The 16,937-nt window shown below is 45.1% G+C and carries 12 protein-coding genes and 1 pseudogene; 11 read left to right on the forward strand and 2 right to left on the reverse strand.

The window, feature by feature from the left end:
* Positions 1 to 1,536 carry a 4-alpha-glucanotransferase gene (gene malQ / locus AWM72_RS05535; protein WP_067974515.1) on the reverse strand — a complete coding sequence of 512 codons (1,536 nt, stop codon included), beginning with the start codon at positions 1,534 to 1,536 and terminating at the stop codon, positions 1 to 3.
* 114 nt (positions 1,537 to 1,650) lie between these two features.
* Here malQ and AWM72_RS05540 point away from each other — a divergent pair, with 114 nt between their 5' ends.
* From AWM72_RS05540 to AWM72_RS05550, 3 genes and pseudogenes are all read left to right on the forward strand, one after another.
* Complete coding sequence (locus AWM72_RS05540; RefSeq protein WP_067974518.1) at positions 1,651 to 2,655, forward strand: LacI family DNA-binding transcriptional regulator; 1,005 nt, start codon at positions 1,651 to 1,653, stop codon at positions 2,653 to 2,655.
* 430 nt (positions 2,656 to 3,085) lie between these two features.
* Positions 3,086 to 4,759: pseudogene (locus AWM72_RS05545) on the forward strand (PTS transporter subunit IIBC); the annotation flags it as partial.
* Positions 4,760 to 4,835: 76 nt separating this feature from the next.
* Positions 4,836 to 5,660, forward strand: a complete 825-nt coding sequence (locus AWM72_RS05550) for an endonuclease/exonuclease/phosphatase family protein (protein ID WP_067974522.1) — start codon at positions 4,836 to 4,838, stop codon at positions 5,658 to 5,660.
* A 59-nt stretch (positions 5,661 to 5,719) separates the two neighbouring features.
* Here AWM72_RS05550 and rpiB read toward each other — a convergent pair whose 3' ends face one another.
* Positions 5,720 to 6,166 carry a ribose 5-phosphate isomerase B gene (gene rpiB / locus AWM72_RS05555; RefSeq protein WP_067974525.1) on the reverse strand — a complete coding sequence of 149 codons (447 nt, stop codon included), beginning with the start codon at positions 6,164 to 6,166 and terminating at the stop codon, positions 5,720 to 5,722.
* A 196-nt stretch (positions 6,167 to 6,362) separates the two neighbouring features.
* Between rpiB and AWM72_RS05560 the strand changes: the two genes are divergently transcribed.
* The 8 genes from AWM72_RS05560 (at position 6,363) to cas7e (ending at position 16,937) form a co-directional block, all read left to right on the forward strand.
* On the forward strand, positions 6,363 to 7,901 hold the full coding sequence (locus AWM72_RS05560) for a glycosyltransferase family 39 protein (RefSeq protein ID WP_158444754.1): 1,539 nt from the start codon (positions 6,363 to 6,365) through the stop codon (positions 7,899 to 7,901).
* An 81-nt stretch (positions 7,902 to 7,982) separates the two neighbouring features.
* Positions 7,983 to 8,807: a pur operon repressor gene (purR, locus tag AWM72_RS05565; protein WP_067974534.1), complete on the forward strand. Its 825-nt coding sequence runs from the start codon at positions 7,983 to 7,985 to the stop codon at positions 8,805 to 8,807.
* A 387-nt stretch (positions 8,808 to 9,194) separates the two neighbouring features.
* Entirely contained in the window at positions 9,195 to 9,467 is a 273-nt protein-coding gene (locus AWM72_RS05570; RefSeq protein WP_067974537.1) for a hypothetical protein, read from the forward strand.
* Between the two features lie 982 nt (positions 9,468 to 10,449).
* Positions 10,450 to 10,641, forward strand: a complete 192-nt coding sequence (locus AWM72_RS05575) for a helix-turn-helix transcriptional regulator (protein WP_070486457.1) — start codon at positions 10,450 to 10,452, stop codon at positions 10,639 to 10,641.
* A gap of 119 nt (positions 10,642 to 10,760) precedes the next feature.
* Positions 10,761 to 13,541, forward strand: a complete 2,781-nt coding sequence (locus AWM72_RS05580; RefSeq protein ID WP_067974540.1) for a CRISPR-associated helicase/endonuclease Cas3 — start codon at positions 10,761 to 10,763, stop codon at positions 13,539 to 13,541.
* 1 nt (position 13,542) lies between these two features.
* Complete coding sequence (locus AWM72_RS05585; RefSeq protein WP_067974549.1) at positions 13,543 to 15,222, forward strand: type I-E CRISPR-associated protein Cse1/CasA; 1,680 nt, start codon at positions 13,543 to 13,545, stop codon at positions 15,220 to 15,222.
* Between the two features lies 1 nt (position 15,223).
* On the forward strand, positions 15,224 to 15,859 hold the full coding sequence (casB, locus tag AWM72_RS05590) for a type I-E CRISPR-associated protein Cse2/CasB (protein ID WP_067974550.1): 636 nt from the start codon (positions 15,224 to 15,226) through the stop codon (positions 15,857 to 15,859).
* Positions 15,852 to 16,937, forward strand: a complete 1,086-nt coding sequence (gene cas7e / locus AWM72_RS05595) for a type I-E CRISPR-associated protein Cas7/Cse4/CasC (RefSeq protein ID WP_067974552.1) — start codon at positions 15,852 to 15,854, stop codon at positions 16,935 to 16,937. Before casB ends, cas7e begins: the two co-directional genes overlap by 8 nt.

Here is a 16,937-nt window from a genome sequence, read left to right on the forward strand (position 1 = left end):
TTAGTCTCCTTTGTTTGTAATACTTGTGCCTAACTTAAATTTAGGATTTGCACGGAAGTAGGTTTCCGTTAAGTCTGTCAATTGTTCATAAACATCAGCTGTTAGGGCATCTTCTGCCATGCGCCATTGCCAATTGCAACCGATGGTGGAGGGCGTATTCATCCGAGCGCGGTTGCCCAGATTTAATAAATCCTGCATGGTATAGATCGCGATTTGACTGCTTGAAGCAGCAATTCCCCGGTTGAGGGCATGGGAGGCTGCTTCGCCTTTTCTTCGATTTAAGTAAGCGTCCACTTGATCGCGTTGAGATTGGTTAGCGCTTTCTTCGTACCAACCGCGTGCGGTCTCATTATCGTGGGTTCCTACATAAGCTATTGTATTGGCAGAATAGTGATGTGGCAAGTCTAAACTGTCTGTTTTTCCGTTAAAAGCAAATTGTAAAATTTTCATTCCAGGATAGCCAGTCGCTTCCCGCATTTCAATGACTTCATCGGTCATAAATCCTAAATCTTCAGCAATAATTGCTAGGTCACCAAGGGCGTCCTTTAAGGCTTTGAAGAGCTTTAGACCCGGTCCCTTGGTCCAGTGGCCTGAAGCGGCAGTTTCAGAACCATAAGGCACCTCCCAGAAGGACTCAAAGCCGCGGAAGTGGTCGATGCGAACAATATCGTACATTTCAAAGCTCTTGGCCATGCGCTGGATCCACCATTGGTAGCCCTGGTCAGCCATATAGTCCCAGTCATAAATCGGGTTCCCCCAGTACTGGCCAGTATCTGAGAAATTATCGGGTGGCGTTCCCGCAACGGTCAAGGGATCTTTATTGGCATCCGTTTTGAACATAGCTGGCTGGGTCCACATTTCAACGCTGTCACGGGCCACATAGATGGGCATGTCGCCAATGATCTGGATATGCTTTTGATTGGCGTAGGCCTTGAGAGCTTCCCATTGCTTGAAGAAGAAGTACTGGGTAATCAGGTGGTAGTTATAGCAGTCGGCGTGGTCCCAGCAGAGGGTCTTGACCTGGTCTATTTGATAGGTCCGGTAGGCTTCTGGCCAATCGTACCAGGCCTTTAAGTCGAAAGATTCTTTGACGGTCATGTACTGGCAGAAAGCTTCCAGCCAATCCTGGTTACTTTGGACAAAGTCTTTGAAGTCTCGGCTCTTGTCTTTCTTGTCTTTTTGGAAGGCGGCGACGGCTTTTTCCAGGAGGGGACGGCGGACCCTGAAGATGCGCCCATAGTCCACGACTTCCGGATTCTCAGCAAATGACAGATCTTCGAGATCAGAAGCTTTTAGGTAGCCTGCTTCAACTAAACGGTCGAAGTCGATCAGATGGGTGTTGCCGGCAAAGGCCGAAAAGGATTGGTAGGGGGAGTCCCCGTAACTCGTTGTGGTCAGAGGTAGGATCTGCCAGTAAGATTGCTTGCATGCACTTAAAAAATCGACGAATTCATAGGCAGCCCGGCCGAAACTGCCGATGCCATAGGGGCTGGCTAAGGATGTAATATGTAGTAAAACCCCGCTTGTTCTTTCCATAAAGAAGCCTCCCAATCTAAAATTTTGATAATATGATGGCGTTTACAAACTCATTATAGTAAACTTAGACCATAAGCGCAAACGTTTTCTTAAATAAATAGAAAGGTGCCGAATATGACTGTAACTATTAAAGATATTGCCAAGGCCTCAGGGGTTGCTCCTTCGACGGTCTCTCGGGTGATTGCTGATAACCCAGCTATTAGCCAAGCTACCAAGGAGAAAGTTCGCCAGGTGATGGCTGACCTCCACTACTATCCCAACTACAATGCTCGACGCTTAGCCAGCCGCAAGTCGCGAACGGTAGGGATTGTCCTCCCGGCGGCTAGTGATGCTTTCTACCACAATCCCTTCTTTCCTACGGTTCTCAGAGGGATTAATGAAGCAGCAAGCCAGGCCCAGTATGCTCTCCTCTTATCGACAGGAGAGGGGGACCAGACGCGCTTAGATCATCTTCAGAATATGATCCTTGGTAAGCAAGTGGAAGGGCTCATCTTCCTCTATGCTAGCCGTGAAGATCCTCTCTTGCAATTTGCTCTTAGCCAGGACTGTCCCCTAGTCGTGATCGGTAACCTGCCTGGAATCGATGTGAACCGGGTCGACAATGATAACCCGGCCATCGCCTACCAGGCTACCCGCCACTTAATTAAGCGAGGGGCGAAGAAACTTGCCTTTATTGGTGGCGACCCCAAGCAGCAGTTCGTTAAAGAACGTTTGGCTGGCTTCAGCCAGGCCATGGAAGAGGCCGGTTTAGACCTAGCAGACGGGGCAGTTTATAATGATTTGCCCTTCCTCCAGTCCCCCGGTTATGAGCTAGCGCGTCGAGAACTACTTAAAAAAGACTTTGATGCTTTTGTCTTTGCTGACCAACTATTGGCAGAGGGGGCCTACCAAGCCATGCGGCAGTTAGGCCTTGATCCATCTTGGATGGTAACTTTTAAAGCCTATAGTGATCCGGATTTGGGCCAAATCGAGGGCTATCCCTACTTTGATCTCCACAGCCAGGACTTGGGCTACCAGGCCATGCAGGTACTTCTAGAAGTCCTCGCTCAAGCAGAAGATGCTCACTGTCACCGCTATATCTACCAATGTGTGACGAGTGACTTTATCTCTAACGAGTAGGTGACTTAGGGGAGGCTTGTTTCAGTGAAGGAAAGTTAACCGCGCACCCTCACACCCTTCCTAGTCGGGTTCGGTCGCGCAGAAGCAGCTCCTCTTCACAAAGCCCCGCTGAAGACTTGCAGTCTTCTCTGGGTCTTTGCTCCAGAGGTCCGCTTCTAACCGCGCCCTCACACCCTTATCTAGTCGGGTTCGACTTGGCAAACTCGGAGTGATTTCACAATTAAGAAACGAGCGAATGTTTCGCTCTTATTCTTAATTGCTCCAATCATCCGAGTCTGACCGCCAAGTCTCACACCCTTAATTATGTAATCGTTTTAAAATATACCTTTACAAAAAAATAGGGGAGTGGTATACTTTGCTCGAACAATGAAAACGATTTCGTTAACTTAGCCAAGATTTTAAAATAAGGAGTTGGATGATGATGAACAGTATCAAGAGAATTTTCTCTTTTGATTTTTGGCAACAATTTGGTAAAGCCTTGATGGTTGTCATTGCCGTTATGCCTGCAGCTGGTTTAATGATTAGTATAGGGAAGGCCCTACCATTGATTAATCCTGACTGGGCCTGGTTAATCACGACGAGTGGGGTAATTGAGAATATCGGTTGGGCGATTATTTCCAACCTCCACCTCTTATTTGCTGTGGCAATCGGTGGCTCTTGGGCCAAGGAAAGGGCAGGGGGAGCTTTTGCGGCTGTCACGGCATTTATCCTGATTAACCGGATTACAGGGTCTATCTTTGGGGTGACAACGGATATGTTGCTGGACCCTAGTGGACAAGCGGTGACCCATACCTTGTTTGGACAAGAGATTCCAGTGAATGGTTACTTTGTCAATGTACTCGGTGCTCCAGCCCTTAACTTGGGCGTTTTTGTGGGGATTATTGCGGGTTTCCTCGGTGCTAATGCCTATAACAAGTACTACAACTATCGCAAGCTGCCTGACGCCTTGTCTTTCTTTAATGGGAAACGCTTCGTTCCTTTTATGGTGATTCTTTGGTCAGCTATTGTGTCTATCCTCCTGGCTTTTATTTGGCCGGTGATTCAAACGGGGATCAATTCATTCGGTCAATGGATTGCTAATTCTCAAGATACGGCGCCAGTGCTGGCTCCCTTCCTTTTCGGGACCTTGGAACGTTTACTCTTGCCATTTGGTCTCCACCACATGTTAACGATTCCTATTAACTATACTCAATTGGGCGGGACTTATGAGATTCTTACTGGCGCTCAAGCGGGACAAGAAGTGCTCGGCCAAGACCCTCTCTGGTTGGCCTGGGCTTCTGACCTGATGAACTTACGTCGGGCCGGGGACACCAGCCAAATTCATTATTTGCTCGAAAACTTTGTGCCGGCTCGTTTCAAGGTTGGACAGATGATTGGTTCTATGGGGATTTTGATGGGCTTGACCTTGGCTATGTACCGCAATGTGGATAAGGATAAACGCGACAAGTACAAGTCCATGTTCCTCTCGGCTGCTATTGCGGTCTTCCTGACCGGGGTTACCGAACCCTTGGAATACATGTTTATGTTTGCTGCGATGCCGCTTTACATTGTCTATGCCCTCATCCAAGGGGTGGCCTTTGCCATGGCTGACATTATTAATCTCCGCGTCCATTCTTTCGGGGTGATTGAATTACTGACCCGGACGCCGCTGATCATCAATGCCGGCCTACTAGGGGACCTGGTTAATTTCATTATCTGCTGCCTGGTCTTTGCGGTATTGACCTATTTCATTGCGAGCTTCATGATCAAACGCTTCGGCTATGCTACGCCAGGTCGGATGGGGAACTATGAGAATGCCAACCCAGAAGAGGCTAGCAGTGGGGAAGAAGCTAGTGCGGATCCTAAGGGGTCTGGCGATGCTCAAATTGACCAAGTCATCCGTCTCTTAGGAGGATCAGACAATATCGATAACGTTGATGCCTGCATGACCCGACTGAGAGTATCGGTGAAGGATACGGACTTAGTGGGCTCAGAGAAACAGTGGAAAGACGCTGGGGCGATGGGCCTCATCATCAAGGAACAAGGGGTCCAAGCTGTTTACGGTCCTAAAGCCGACAACCTTAAAAATGATGTTCAAGATGCCTTAGATCGTCATGTTCAGCTCGACGCTATTGATAAAGAATAGAATGCTTAAGGATTGGCTCTGCCAGTCCTTCTGCTCTTGTTAGGAGGAAATCATATTGAAATTACTCAGCCTGAACTGCCACTCCTGGATAGAAGACCAACAAGAAGTAAAAATCAAACAGATCATTGACCATATTGTTCAAGAAGATTATGATTTCATTGCCTTACAGGAAGTCAACCAATGGCGAGAGAGCCCCTTGCTTGACCAAGTGGGGGAGACCTTCTTCCCATGCCAAGACCAGTGCCCCATTCGTGAGGATAATTTTGCCTATGTTTTGGTGAGGGGGTTAGAAGACCAGGGCTTGACGTATTTTTGGGCCTGGGCCTTTAACCACATTGGCTTTGACCGATACGAAGAAGGGGTAGCTCTCTTGTCTAAGCGACCTTTCAGCCCCCAGCGCTGCCTCCTATCATCTGAGGATGAGCCTGGAGACTATCGGACGCGGGCGATGATTTTGGCTGATTTTCCTGACATTGACCTGCAAGTGGCCTCCCTCCACTTATCTTGGTGGTCGGCCCAGGTTGAAGAAGGATTCCAATATGAATGGGACCGTATTCGGAAGGCATTTGAAGATTTTCAAAGCCCCAGCTTATTGATGGGGGACTTCAATGCACCGAGCCATATTGAAGGTGAATCCTATAGCCTGATCCAGGCTGCTGGACTGGGGGATGCTTACCATCTAGCCGCTGTTTGCGAGGGCGACTATAGTATGGGCCCAGGGATTGCAGGTTGGTCCGATACCGATCAATCCCAGCGTATTGACTTGATTTTGATGACGGATGATTTTGAAGTTGCTCGTTATCAGAGCCAATTTGACGGGGTTAGGGGGCCGATTGTTTCTGACCATTATGGGATTAGCGCTGTGATTAATCTGCAATAAACATTAAAAACACCCACTGATTTTGACCAGTGGGTGTTTGTTTTGAGAAGCTATTTTGCTTAGTCTTGGGCGTTTTCGATAGCTGCAATTTTGTCGAGGCGTTTTTGGTGGCGGCCACCTTCGTAGTCCGCATCTAACCAAGCGTCAACGATCATGAGGGCGAGACCAGGGCCTACCACTCGAGCACCTAGGCAGAGCACGTTAGCATTGTTGTGGGCCTTAGTTGCTTGGGCAGAGAAGACGTCACCGCAGAGGGCAGCGCGGATGCCTTTTTCTTTGTTGGCTGTGATGGACATGCCGATGCCAGTGCCGCAGATGAGGATGCCGTAGTCCACACGTTCTTCTTGGACAGCGTGGGTCACCGCATGGGCAAAATCAGGATAGTCGACGGACTCACTGCTGTCTGTTCCGTAATTGACTACCTCGATACCGCGTTCTTTTAAGTGGTCGGTAATTAAAGCCTTGAGGTCAACGCCACCATGGTCAGCGCCAATTGCAATTTTCATTTTTGGAAAGCTCCTTTACTGATATAATCTGCTTCTTTTATAACGCACTTTACCTGAAGATGCAAGTTTTTTGCAAGCAAGTAGGAGAATTTCTAATTTTAAAATTTTTTAAAGAAAAAAAGAGGTCGCTAGCTTGAAAACTAGCTATAATAGGTCTATGCTTCTTAGCGAAAATGAAACTAGGGGTGCTGCTTTTGTGAAAAAATTGAGTCAAATTATTTATCAATTATCGATTTCGGGTGTCCAGCTGATTGCCGGCATTTTTTTGCTGGGGATATTGTTCTTGAATAGCCAGTTCAGTGCCCAGGTGGAGGAGTATGGTCGTGAAGTCGTCCGTTTCTATCCGCCGAGTCCGCTTTTTTGGCCCTATATCGGCTTGGTCTTAGTGATCCTCTTAATTGTATACTTATTGAGAGAGCGCCTACGAGCAGAACAGGTCTTTAAGTTTCTAGCTGTGCTTTATCTCATTCTAGGTTTCTATTTGATTTTGAACGGACCGCTTCATTTGCGGGCAGATGCTCGGGCAGTCCATGATGTCAGCAAGATGATGGCTGACCAGAACTATGCCTTTACCATGCTTGGTGCCTATATGTATAACTATCCCTATCAAATGGGCTTGGCCCTCTATGAGCGAATTCTCGGGGCTTTCTCAGACCAGGTGATCCTCCTCTTCGTCGCCAATTTATTCCAGGTTTTAGGGATTAATTACTGTATCTATCGGATCAGTGATCATTATTTTAAGGAAAAACAAGGGATAGTCTTGATGAGCCTCGTCTTGTCCTTTCTATTTATTCCCCAACTCTTCTTTATCCGCTTTGCTTATGGGGAAATTCCTGGCCTTTTCTGCTTGTTAGCAGGTTATTGGGCCCTTATCCAATACGGGGAGAAGAAACACCCGTTCTATTTGATCTTGACCTTTGTCTTCACAGCTCTAGCCCTGATGCTCCGCTTGAATTATTTAATTTGGGTGATTGCTTTAATTCTGGGCCAGATCGTGCTTTTCTTCAAGCAGAGGAATTGGCGCTATCTCCTAGCGGTTGGGGTCTTAGCCCTAAGCATTCCTGTCGGCCAAAAAGCTATTCCAACTTACTATCGCCAGGTTCATGGCTTCGACTTGGGGCCCGGAAGTCCTACTGAGCTGTGGCTGGCCATGGGGACAGATCCTTTGAATACGTCAAAGGCCCCTGGTTGGTATGATGAGAAGGCCCTCAAGCCTTTCCAGCGGACGGGTTTCGACCAAGAGAAGACCAAAGAGATTGGTCGGCAGAGGGTCCAGGCGAATGTTGATTACTTCAAGGAACACCCTGACTATGCCAAGACCTTCTTTGTCCATAAATGGGCAAGTATTTGGGCGGAACCAACTTTCCAAGGTATTTGGTCGGGCCCCCAATTTAAAGAAGATCAACTGACGACAGCTAAGGAGCCCATGCTGTCCCTCTACCGCTTTGGGAAACTATATTTTGCCTCCTTCCACTATATGAAGGGGCTGATTTTCTTGATTTACGGGGGGAGCTTAGTCTTTGTTCTCTTCCTCGTGCGCAAGTATCCCCAAATGACAGTGCTCATTATATTCTTTATTGGCGGGGTCATTTTCCATACCTTCTGGGAGGGCAAGAGCCAGTATGTTTATCCCTATGTCATTCTGCTTGTGCCGCTTCTAGCCGCTAGTTTAGGTCATCTTTTTCAAGCACTGGAAGGGCTCTGGGCCAAAGCTCGGGAAAAATTATTTTCTTAAATCTTAACGAACTTTGTCAGCTTTATGGTAAAATAAGAAGTCCAAACGACGATCATGAGTTGACCGGAAAGGAGGGTTGACATGAAACTTAATCGAAGCCACCGCTTAATTGCGATGACCCACTATTTACTTGCCCATCCCCACACCCTAGTCTCTTTGTCATATTTTGTGGACCGTTTTCAATCGGCGCGTTCTTCCATATCTGAGGATATCTCTATCTTAAAGAAGGAATTTCCAAATTCGAATATCGGAAGCATTGAAACGGTTGCTGGTGCGAGCGGTGGGGTCATTTTTCGTCCGAGCATTGCTCCAGACCAGGCCCTGGAGAGAGTCCAAGCCCTCTGCCAGGAGCTGACGGATAATGATCGCATCCTGCCGGGAGGTTATTTCTACCTGACCGATATTCTGGGAGATTCGGACCACTTACGGCTGATCGGGCAAATTATTGCCAGTCGCTATCGGGAAGCTGGTGCGACAGCTATTATGACCATTGCTACCAAGGGCGTTCCGCTCGCCCAGGCTGTCTCCATGTATTTAAATATCCCCTTCGTTATGGTACGCCGGGATTCTAAAGTGACAGAGGGAGCAACGGTATCGATCAACTATGCTAGCCAAGGCCAGAGCCGGGTTGAAAAAATGGAACTCACCAAGAACAGCTTAGGAGAAGGCGAGAAAGTCTTAATTATTGATGACTTCTTGAATGGTGGTGGCACAATCACCGGAATGTTAAGTATGACTAAAGAATTCAATGCGACCTGTGTTGGCATCTGTGTCCTCGCTGAGGTTCAGAACCCTGACCGCGAAGTAGCATTCGACTACCAGTCCCTGATGCAAGTGGTGAAATCACAAGATAACACCCAGTTGGTAGAAGTCCTTCCAGGGGGCATCTTTGATGACCATGACTAAATAGACAGAAACTCCTGAGTCTTAGATACTGAGGAGTTTTATTTTTGAATGCTTTTCTCTAGCTAAATCGATTAGGATGGCTTATAGTAGCTTGTAGGATAGACTTTTTCAAAGTGTATAAAAATGGCCCAGGGATCAAATAAGAAGCCTGATTTGATCCCTTTCTTTTCTTCTTCCCGCCTAGGCGGGGGTGATCCTTATAAGAATGAACAATGGGGATTTAAAATATTTTTTCTTCCCGCACATGCGGGGGTGATCCCTGTTAATCCTAAAGCGACAACGGTGGCTAAAACTTCTTCCCGCACAAGCGGGGGTCACTCTGGCACCTTATTATCCTAAAATGAATTACCTTAGTAATAATTATTTTTAAAGGAGTGAAGCTATATAATGCCAACAATCTATAAATCAACTTATGAATTGGATCCGTCCATTGGCTCACTCTTTATTGAGTTTACTAATAATACTAGTGGAGAATTTGGGGAATATGAAATTCCTGAAGATACGCCGTGTATGATTCAACGATTAATTGGAGATTCTGGGGAGGATAACTGGATTGAAATTATTAATCCAGAAGAGTTTTTAACCAATCCTTTCTTTGATGATTTTACTGTTAATCAATACAATATAAAACAATTGATTAAAGCATCGAAAATTGATTAAGGGAGGGGCGACTTTTGTTTCGTATTTTACGAAATGCTCTAATATTTTTTATTCCCGTACAAGCAGAGATGATATATATATATATTTAAGCGGATCTCTGATCTAATCTGAAGAAAGGAAGCACACTTATGTACTTGCACTATGCTATTTTTACTCCATCAGCTGGCCAGTTCGCTATTGAATTTCCTGACTTGGAGGGTGCCTTTTCGTGCAAGCAGAGCTAATCTCAAGAAAAGAATATCATTCGGAAAAAATGAAAATAGAAAAAAGAGAAATGATAAAAATAGTACTTGCAATACTCAATATCATTCCTCTACTCATAGAAATATTCCAGTCGCTGACAATTAACTAGAATAATCTAGGGAAGTTGATCTTCCTTCACCTTTATTATATGGAAAAGGGAGAATAAGCTCAAGAGAAAACTTTTCCTGGATAAGCAGAGTACATAAAAGAAAGAATATGCTCGTTAAGGCTTCAAAAAGATAAAATAAAAAAGGAAGTTCAAATTTCAACAAGGATTAAAAAGCTTCTTTAGTACCATGGGGAGCCTCTATCTCCTCTGGTGCATATATTTAACAGAATATAGGAGGTAGACTAGATATGTCAACGCTAACATTAGTTTAATTAATTTTATTTGTAGTCGTGGTTATCTTCACTGTCGGGAGTACTGCTTATGACTCATGGAAAGATAAACAAGATGAACATAAATAAGCTAACCGGGGTAATTATAAACTTCTAAATTCTCACACTCTTTCTCTTCATCCCTTGTGAGCAGGCAGCTTCCAATAAAGGTTCGGTAAGGTGCTATTCTAGTTTTTTCTCACGCAAGTAGGTGTGAGTTTTCGGTTTATCGAGCGGATAAATTTTGGAATGATTTTGTAATTGTGACCCTCAATATCTTTAGGTTGAAAAATAAATTTGTACTTGTTATAGTATTTATGTAAGGTAGAATTAAATAGATTATGTATCAGAGGGGGGTGTTATGATGCGAATAGGTGAAATGTTAAGAAAGGGTCGTTTGAATATGGGTTTGACTCAACAAGAAGTAGCTGACAAAATTGGCGTTCAAGTTGGAAGTATTGCTAACTGGGAACAAGGACGTTGCTATCCTTCAGCTAACTTTTTCTTGTCATTAGTTTCACTCTACAAAATTGAATTTGAAGATTTTAAATGAGATAATAGGGCTAACTTCTGCCTGTGTAAGCAGGTGTGATCCTTAAATGGATTAGGTAATATCTTTTCTTCCTGCGTTAGCAGGGGTTAGCTTGATTTTTAAGAGAGGAGAGGGTAAGGATTCAAACAACAGTCAACCCAGTTTTTTGGGCCAAGAAGAAAGAAGAGAATGGACGCTATCTATGGCTACCGCTCAGCCAGCACGCTCTGGATACGGCTCAAGTGTCGGGTTTGCTTTGGGAGCATTGGCTGAGTGATGGTCAGCGTCAGCTCTTAACGGATTCATTGAGCATTCAGGAGGAGAAAGTCGCTAAGCAAATGGCGGCCTTTTTGGGTGCATGTCATGATCTTGGGAAGATTTCAAGCTGCTTCCAGGCCAAAAAAGGCTTCAGTAATTCGCCTGATTTAGACCGGCAATTGATCGAACAGTTAGAATTTGAAGGCTTTGAGGGCTTAGGCGATAAACTCTTTAGAGATGTTGGACGGACGCCTCATGCAACGGTCGGTCAAGTTATCCTAGAACGTTTAGGTGTTAATCGTGGGATTGCCTCAATTATTGGCGGCCACCATGGCAAACCTGTTTCGGAGAAGACAACATTAAAACGTCAATCGGGATATGCTGAAAATTATTATCAGATGCCTAATCCCAACCATCCCGTTTCTAAACTTTGGCAGTCTGAGCAAGAGAAGTTTGTAGACTGGGCCTTAGCTTTTTCAGGATTTGATAGCGTGGAGGCACTACCTAAAATTAGTAAAAATGGGCAAGTGATTTATTCGGGGTTGTTAATCATGGCTGATTGGATCGCCAGTAATGAGCATTATTTCCCCTTAATCGACTTCAATGATCCAGTGACTATCGACCAAGAGAAAAGGATTCGTTCTGGCTTTGGCCGATGGTTTAAAACAAGGCCTATACATTTTCAGGAAATTTCCTCCATTGATGGAATCTACGATGACCGTTTTGGTGATCCGGATAGTGAGCACAGTTTTGTGCCGAGAGATTTTCAGCGAAAATTTACGGAATTGTTGATGGCTGTGGAAGACCCGGGCATCTTTATTTTAGAAGCCCCCATGGGTTTAGGAAAAACAGAAGCAGCTCTTATTGGGGCAGAAGTCTTGGCCAACCGTCAAGGGCGGAGTGGGATCTTCTTTGGGCTACCTACCCAAGCTACTTCAGATGGTATTTTCCCCCGGATATCGCACTGGCTATCTCGGGTGAGCGATGATTATATGGAAGATAGTTCGCTCCAACTCGTCCATGGCAAGGCGGCGCTTAATCCAGATTATGCCTCTTTAGCGTCTAATATTAATATTGATGGTGAAAGCGGTTTAGGAACGGTGACAGTCAATCAGTGGTTTAAGGGACGGAAAACATCCAACCTTGATGATTTCGTAGTGGGAACAGTGGACCAATTTCTCTTGAATGCTCTGAAACAAAAGCATCTGGCCTTGCGCCACCTCGGCTTTAGTAAAAAGGTTGTCGTGATTGATGAAGTACATGCCTGCGATGCCTATATGAATGTCTACCTCAATCAAGCGCTGACCCTAATGGGGGCGTACGGCGTTCCGGTTATTATCCTATCCGCAACCCTGCCTGCTGCTAGCCGTAACGAGATGGTCAAATCCTATCTCCAAGAGAGAGGAGATGCCAGTGAGAAGATTATATGGCCAGAAGACGGCCTACTAGAAGATGCTTATCCCCTAGTGACTTATTCAGATGGGAAAAGGATTAAGCAATTCGCCAATTTTGCGCCGCAGGAAAACCATCCCGTTGAAATCAAGCCGCTTGAAGAAGACCAATTATTTGATCAATTAGATGACTGGCTCAGTGGTGAAGGGGTGGTGGGCGTTGTAGTCAATACGGTGAAAAAGGCCCAAGACCTGGCTCAGAAGTGCGCAGCACGCTACGGGGATGATCTAGTCGATGTTTTGCACGCTTCTTTCATTGCGACCGAACGCAAACAAAAAGAGCGCCAACTCCTTAAAGAAATTGGTAAGGGGGCAGACCGACCCGCCAAGAAGATCATTATAGGCACCCAGGTGATTGAACAATCTCTAGATATTGATTTCGATGTGATGGTCAGTGATCTGGCCCCGATGGATCTGCTTATTCAACGGATGGGACGGCTCCACCGTCATGCCATCCAACGTCCTGCCCAACACCAAGAAGCGCGTTTCTATGTTATGGGTTTGTCAGATACTTTGGAATTCGATGAGGGATCCGAAAGTATCTATGGGAAAAATCTATTGATTCGGACCCAAGCTTTTCTACCGGAAGTTTTAAATATACCTGGGGACATCTCGCCCTTGGTGCAGAAGGTTTACGGTGATGCGCCCCTTGACTTAGCGGATGAGTTAAGACCGATTCTTGAAGAGGCTGAGCAGGATGAAGTAAAACATAAAAAGAAAAAAGAAAAAAAGGCAAAACACTATCTTCTCAAAGATAGATCAAAAAAACGTGCTAAGAGAAGAAAAGAAGAATCTTTGGTCGGTTGGTTGAATAACGCCAGTCCAAACCAGACGGAAGCGGGGGGCTATGCTCAGGTCCGCGACAGTGATGAGAGTATCGAAATTATCCTGCTAAAAGAGTTAGGAGAAGGTTATAGTTTTTTGGGTGAAAGTCGTGATATCTCAGAAGAGATTAGTGATTCTGACTTAGCAAAAAGGCTGGCCCAAGAGACCATCAAGCTGCCAGGCGTCTTGAGTAGGTCTTATAATATCGACAATACTATTCGATTCTTGGAAGATTATACACTCCAACATTTTAAAGACTGGCAAGATTCAGCTTGGTTAAAAGGCCAATTAGGTATTTTATTGGACGATGACAATAGCTTTATTTTGGATGGTTACCGCTTAACATACAGTCAAAAAATTGGTTTAATGAGAGAGAAGGAGGAATAGCATGGGGCACTTTAATTTGATTGATGAGCCTTGGATCAAAGTCTTAGATCTAGATGACCAGAACCAAGAAGTGTCATTAAAAGAAATCTTTCAGAATGCCCATCTCTACCAACGCCTAGCTGGAGAGACAGAAACACAAAACTTTGCGGTTTTGAGAATTCTTTTGGCCATCTTACAGACGACCTTTGATCGTTTTGATCTTGAAGGCGAACTCAGACCTCACTATCAGGATAATTGGAATATTGAAGATGATTGGGAAGTTCTGATAGATAATTTAGAAGATGATTGGGAAGAACTTTGGGAGGAACAGTTTCTTCCGAAGAGTCTATTTAACTATCTAGACCACTGGCATGACCGCTTCTACCTTTTTGATGACCGCTATCCTTTTATGCAAGTGACTGCGGAGGAGATTTCTGAAGATAAGATTAGTAAGAAGAAGGCTTCTAGTCTGTCGGGGAAAAATATTAACCGCTTGATTTCAGAAAGTGGGAATAAGGTAGCTCTTTTCTCACCCAAGTATGCGGCTAAAAAGAATAAAGAGATCCTCAGTGAAAGTGAAGTTGCTCGGTGGTTGATTACTTTGCAGGGCTATATCGGCCTTTCCGACAAGGTAATCTTTGGGCAAGAGAAATACAAGGCTTCCAAGGGTTGGCTCTTCGATATTGGCGGTATTTATCTAGAGGGAGATAATTTATTAGAAACTCTACTCTTAAACTGCCTGGCTGTGCATCCATATGATGAATTTTTGGGTAAAAAACAAAGACCAGCTTGGGAGTTATCTCCTGCTGAAAACGTTGAAGGCTATTTTACTCGCCTCGATCCAGACAACCTAGCTGAACTTTACACCCTGTGGTCTCGGGCTATCTATATCGACCCAGAAACGGACCTCAGCCAGCCTTTCGAATGTCAGGTGGTGAAACTGCCAGATCTTAGACACACGAATCAATTCCTCGAGCCAATGACTCTTTGGCGTCACAACGATTCAGGGGAGAACAAGGGATACTTTACCCCGCGCAAGCATCGGCCGGGACAGGCTATCTGGCGGTCCTTCGGTTTACTGGCTCTACCAGATTCGGATGCTGAAGACGAGAAGCAGCGGCAACCTGGAATTATCCAGTGGTTAAATAAACAAGACGAAATCATTGGCGAAAAAGTTATTAGCTTGCGCGCAGTAAGTATGGAGGATGACGGCAATGCTACTTCCTGGGTCCCGGTGAATGAAATTTGTGACCGTTTGGATATCCGCTCCTTTGCCCTGATCGATGTCGATGAGAGCCAATGGATGCCACGGATCAATGACACTGTGGATAAGACGAAGAAGATGATTGAAATTCACTTCCAATATTTTCTTAAAGATATTAATCAAATTCGAAATATTAAGCGTGACGATCCTAAGTATTATGGCTTCATTAACCAAAATATCGAAGAAGTCTACTTTCGAATCGATCGGCCCTTCAGAGACTGGCTACTTTCCTTAGAGATGTATGAATCTATGAATGAAAAAATCAAAGTTTGGGAGGATTGCCTCTATGATTTGATTAACCAGCAAGTCAATCAAATTATAGACAAGGCCGGGCCACGCGACTATACAGGAATCATTCAAGATAAAGAAGTAATGAATATTGCAACTGTCCACAATAAATTTTCTCGAATCTTGTGGAAAGCATTGAAGGAGGTATGACATGGCAGAAAGAATAGGGCTGTCGCAAGTGACTGAGTACCTCTTACACCAGCTCAGTCATAGTCTAGATAAGCCAGCAACCAAGGCAAGATTGGCTAACCTAAGGCACTCAATCGGGAGGGAGTTGAGTCAAAGCGTTGAAATCTGGCCTTTCCTTTTTGAAAATCTACCGGATGATTATCTGGGGCAGAGCGCAACTTTAACCGACCAGGAAGAAGCTATCCTACTTACCCTCCAGCTCTACGCCCTCTACCAACAAGGGAAGGACCAGGCAGTTTGGACGGAGGAAGTTGATCGACGTAAGAATTTCGGCCATTCGCTAGCTTATCTCAGACGAAATGAAGAAAATAAGGTGGCTACTGACCGGCGTTTTAACGCCATGATAACAGCGACAACTTATGAGGAATTTAAATACCACTTACGTCAAATGCTGCAACTGCTCAAGTCCAAGACGAAAGCAGAAGTGCCAGTTAATTTTGGCGGCCTAAGCCGAGATATTTATAACATCAAAGCAGACCGCTATGATTTTAAACATGATCGGCCTTATATCGAAGGCCTGCGCTTAAGCTGGTCTAAAGCCTACTATAGCTATCAAAGTAAAGAAGCGGACAAAGAAAAGGAGACTGACAATGACTAAACCACGTTTGTTTTTAGATATCCATGCCATCCAAACCCTACCTCCATCCAATATCAACCGGGATGATACGGGGAGTCCGAAGACCGCAAGATATGGTGGGGTACAACGGGCTCGGGTGAGTTCACAAGCTTGGAAGAAAGCTATGCGGGACTACTTTAAAGAATTTGGCGCCCTCGATAATGTTGGGGTGAGAAGTTTAGAAATTGTGCGTTATCTTGCTCATAAGATTCAAAAATTATCAGCAGACATGGCTTTAGAAGAGGCGATGGAACTAGCGGATAAAACCATTAATGCAGCTGGCGTAAAAACTAAAGACCAACGCGCTAAGGCCCTCTTCTTCCTTGGCGATCTCCAAGCAGAAAAATTAGCCCAAGCTGCACTTGATGGAGTCACAGACAAAAAACAATTGAAGGCTATCTTAAAAGATAATCCAGCCATTGATATTGCTCTATTTGGGCGGATGGTAGCCGATGATCCTTCCCTTAATGAAGATGCTTCCTCCCAGATTGCTCATGCCATTTCGACCCATGCGGTACAGACGGAATTTGACTTCTATACTGCCGTTGATGATTTTGGCAAAGAAGATAATGCGGGCGCTGGTATGTTAGGGACTATCGAGTTTAACTCGTCCACTTTATATCGCTATGCGGATGTAGCTGTCCATGAATTCCTTCAGCAATTAGACGGTGACCAAGAAACCCTTAAACGAAGCCTAAATTTATTCCTTAAGGCCTTCCTTAACTCTCTCCCTACTGGTAAAGTAAATACTTTTGCTAACCAGACTATTCCTCAAGCTGTTCTTGTTTCCTTGCGGTCCGACCGACCACTGAGTCTAGTGTCGGCTTTCGAGTCGCCGGTTCGCGCAGAAGACGGCTTTGTGAAACCTTCCATCGACCGTTTGCTAGCTGAAGTAAATAAGGCAGAAAAATTATTAGATCCCGCGATCGCAACGTTCTATCTTAATTTAGACGGGGATGAGCGTGATCTAGACCGTGTACAGACAGTGGATTCTCTAAGTCAACTTCAGGAAGCCGTGGATCAGCAAGTATCCGAGCAATTAGATCAAGCAGGTGAGTAA

Origin of the sequence: Aerococcus sanguinicola (genome assembly GCF_001543145.1) — a bacterium.
Lineage (GTDB): Bacteria > Bacillota > Bacilli > Lactobacillales > Aerococcaceae > Aerococcus > Aerococcus sanguinicola.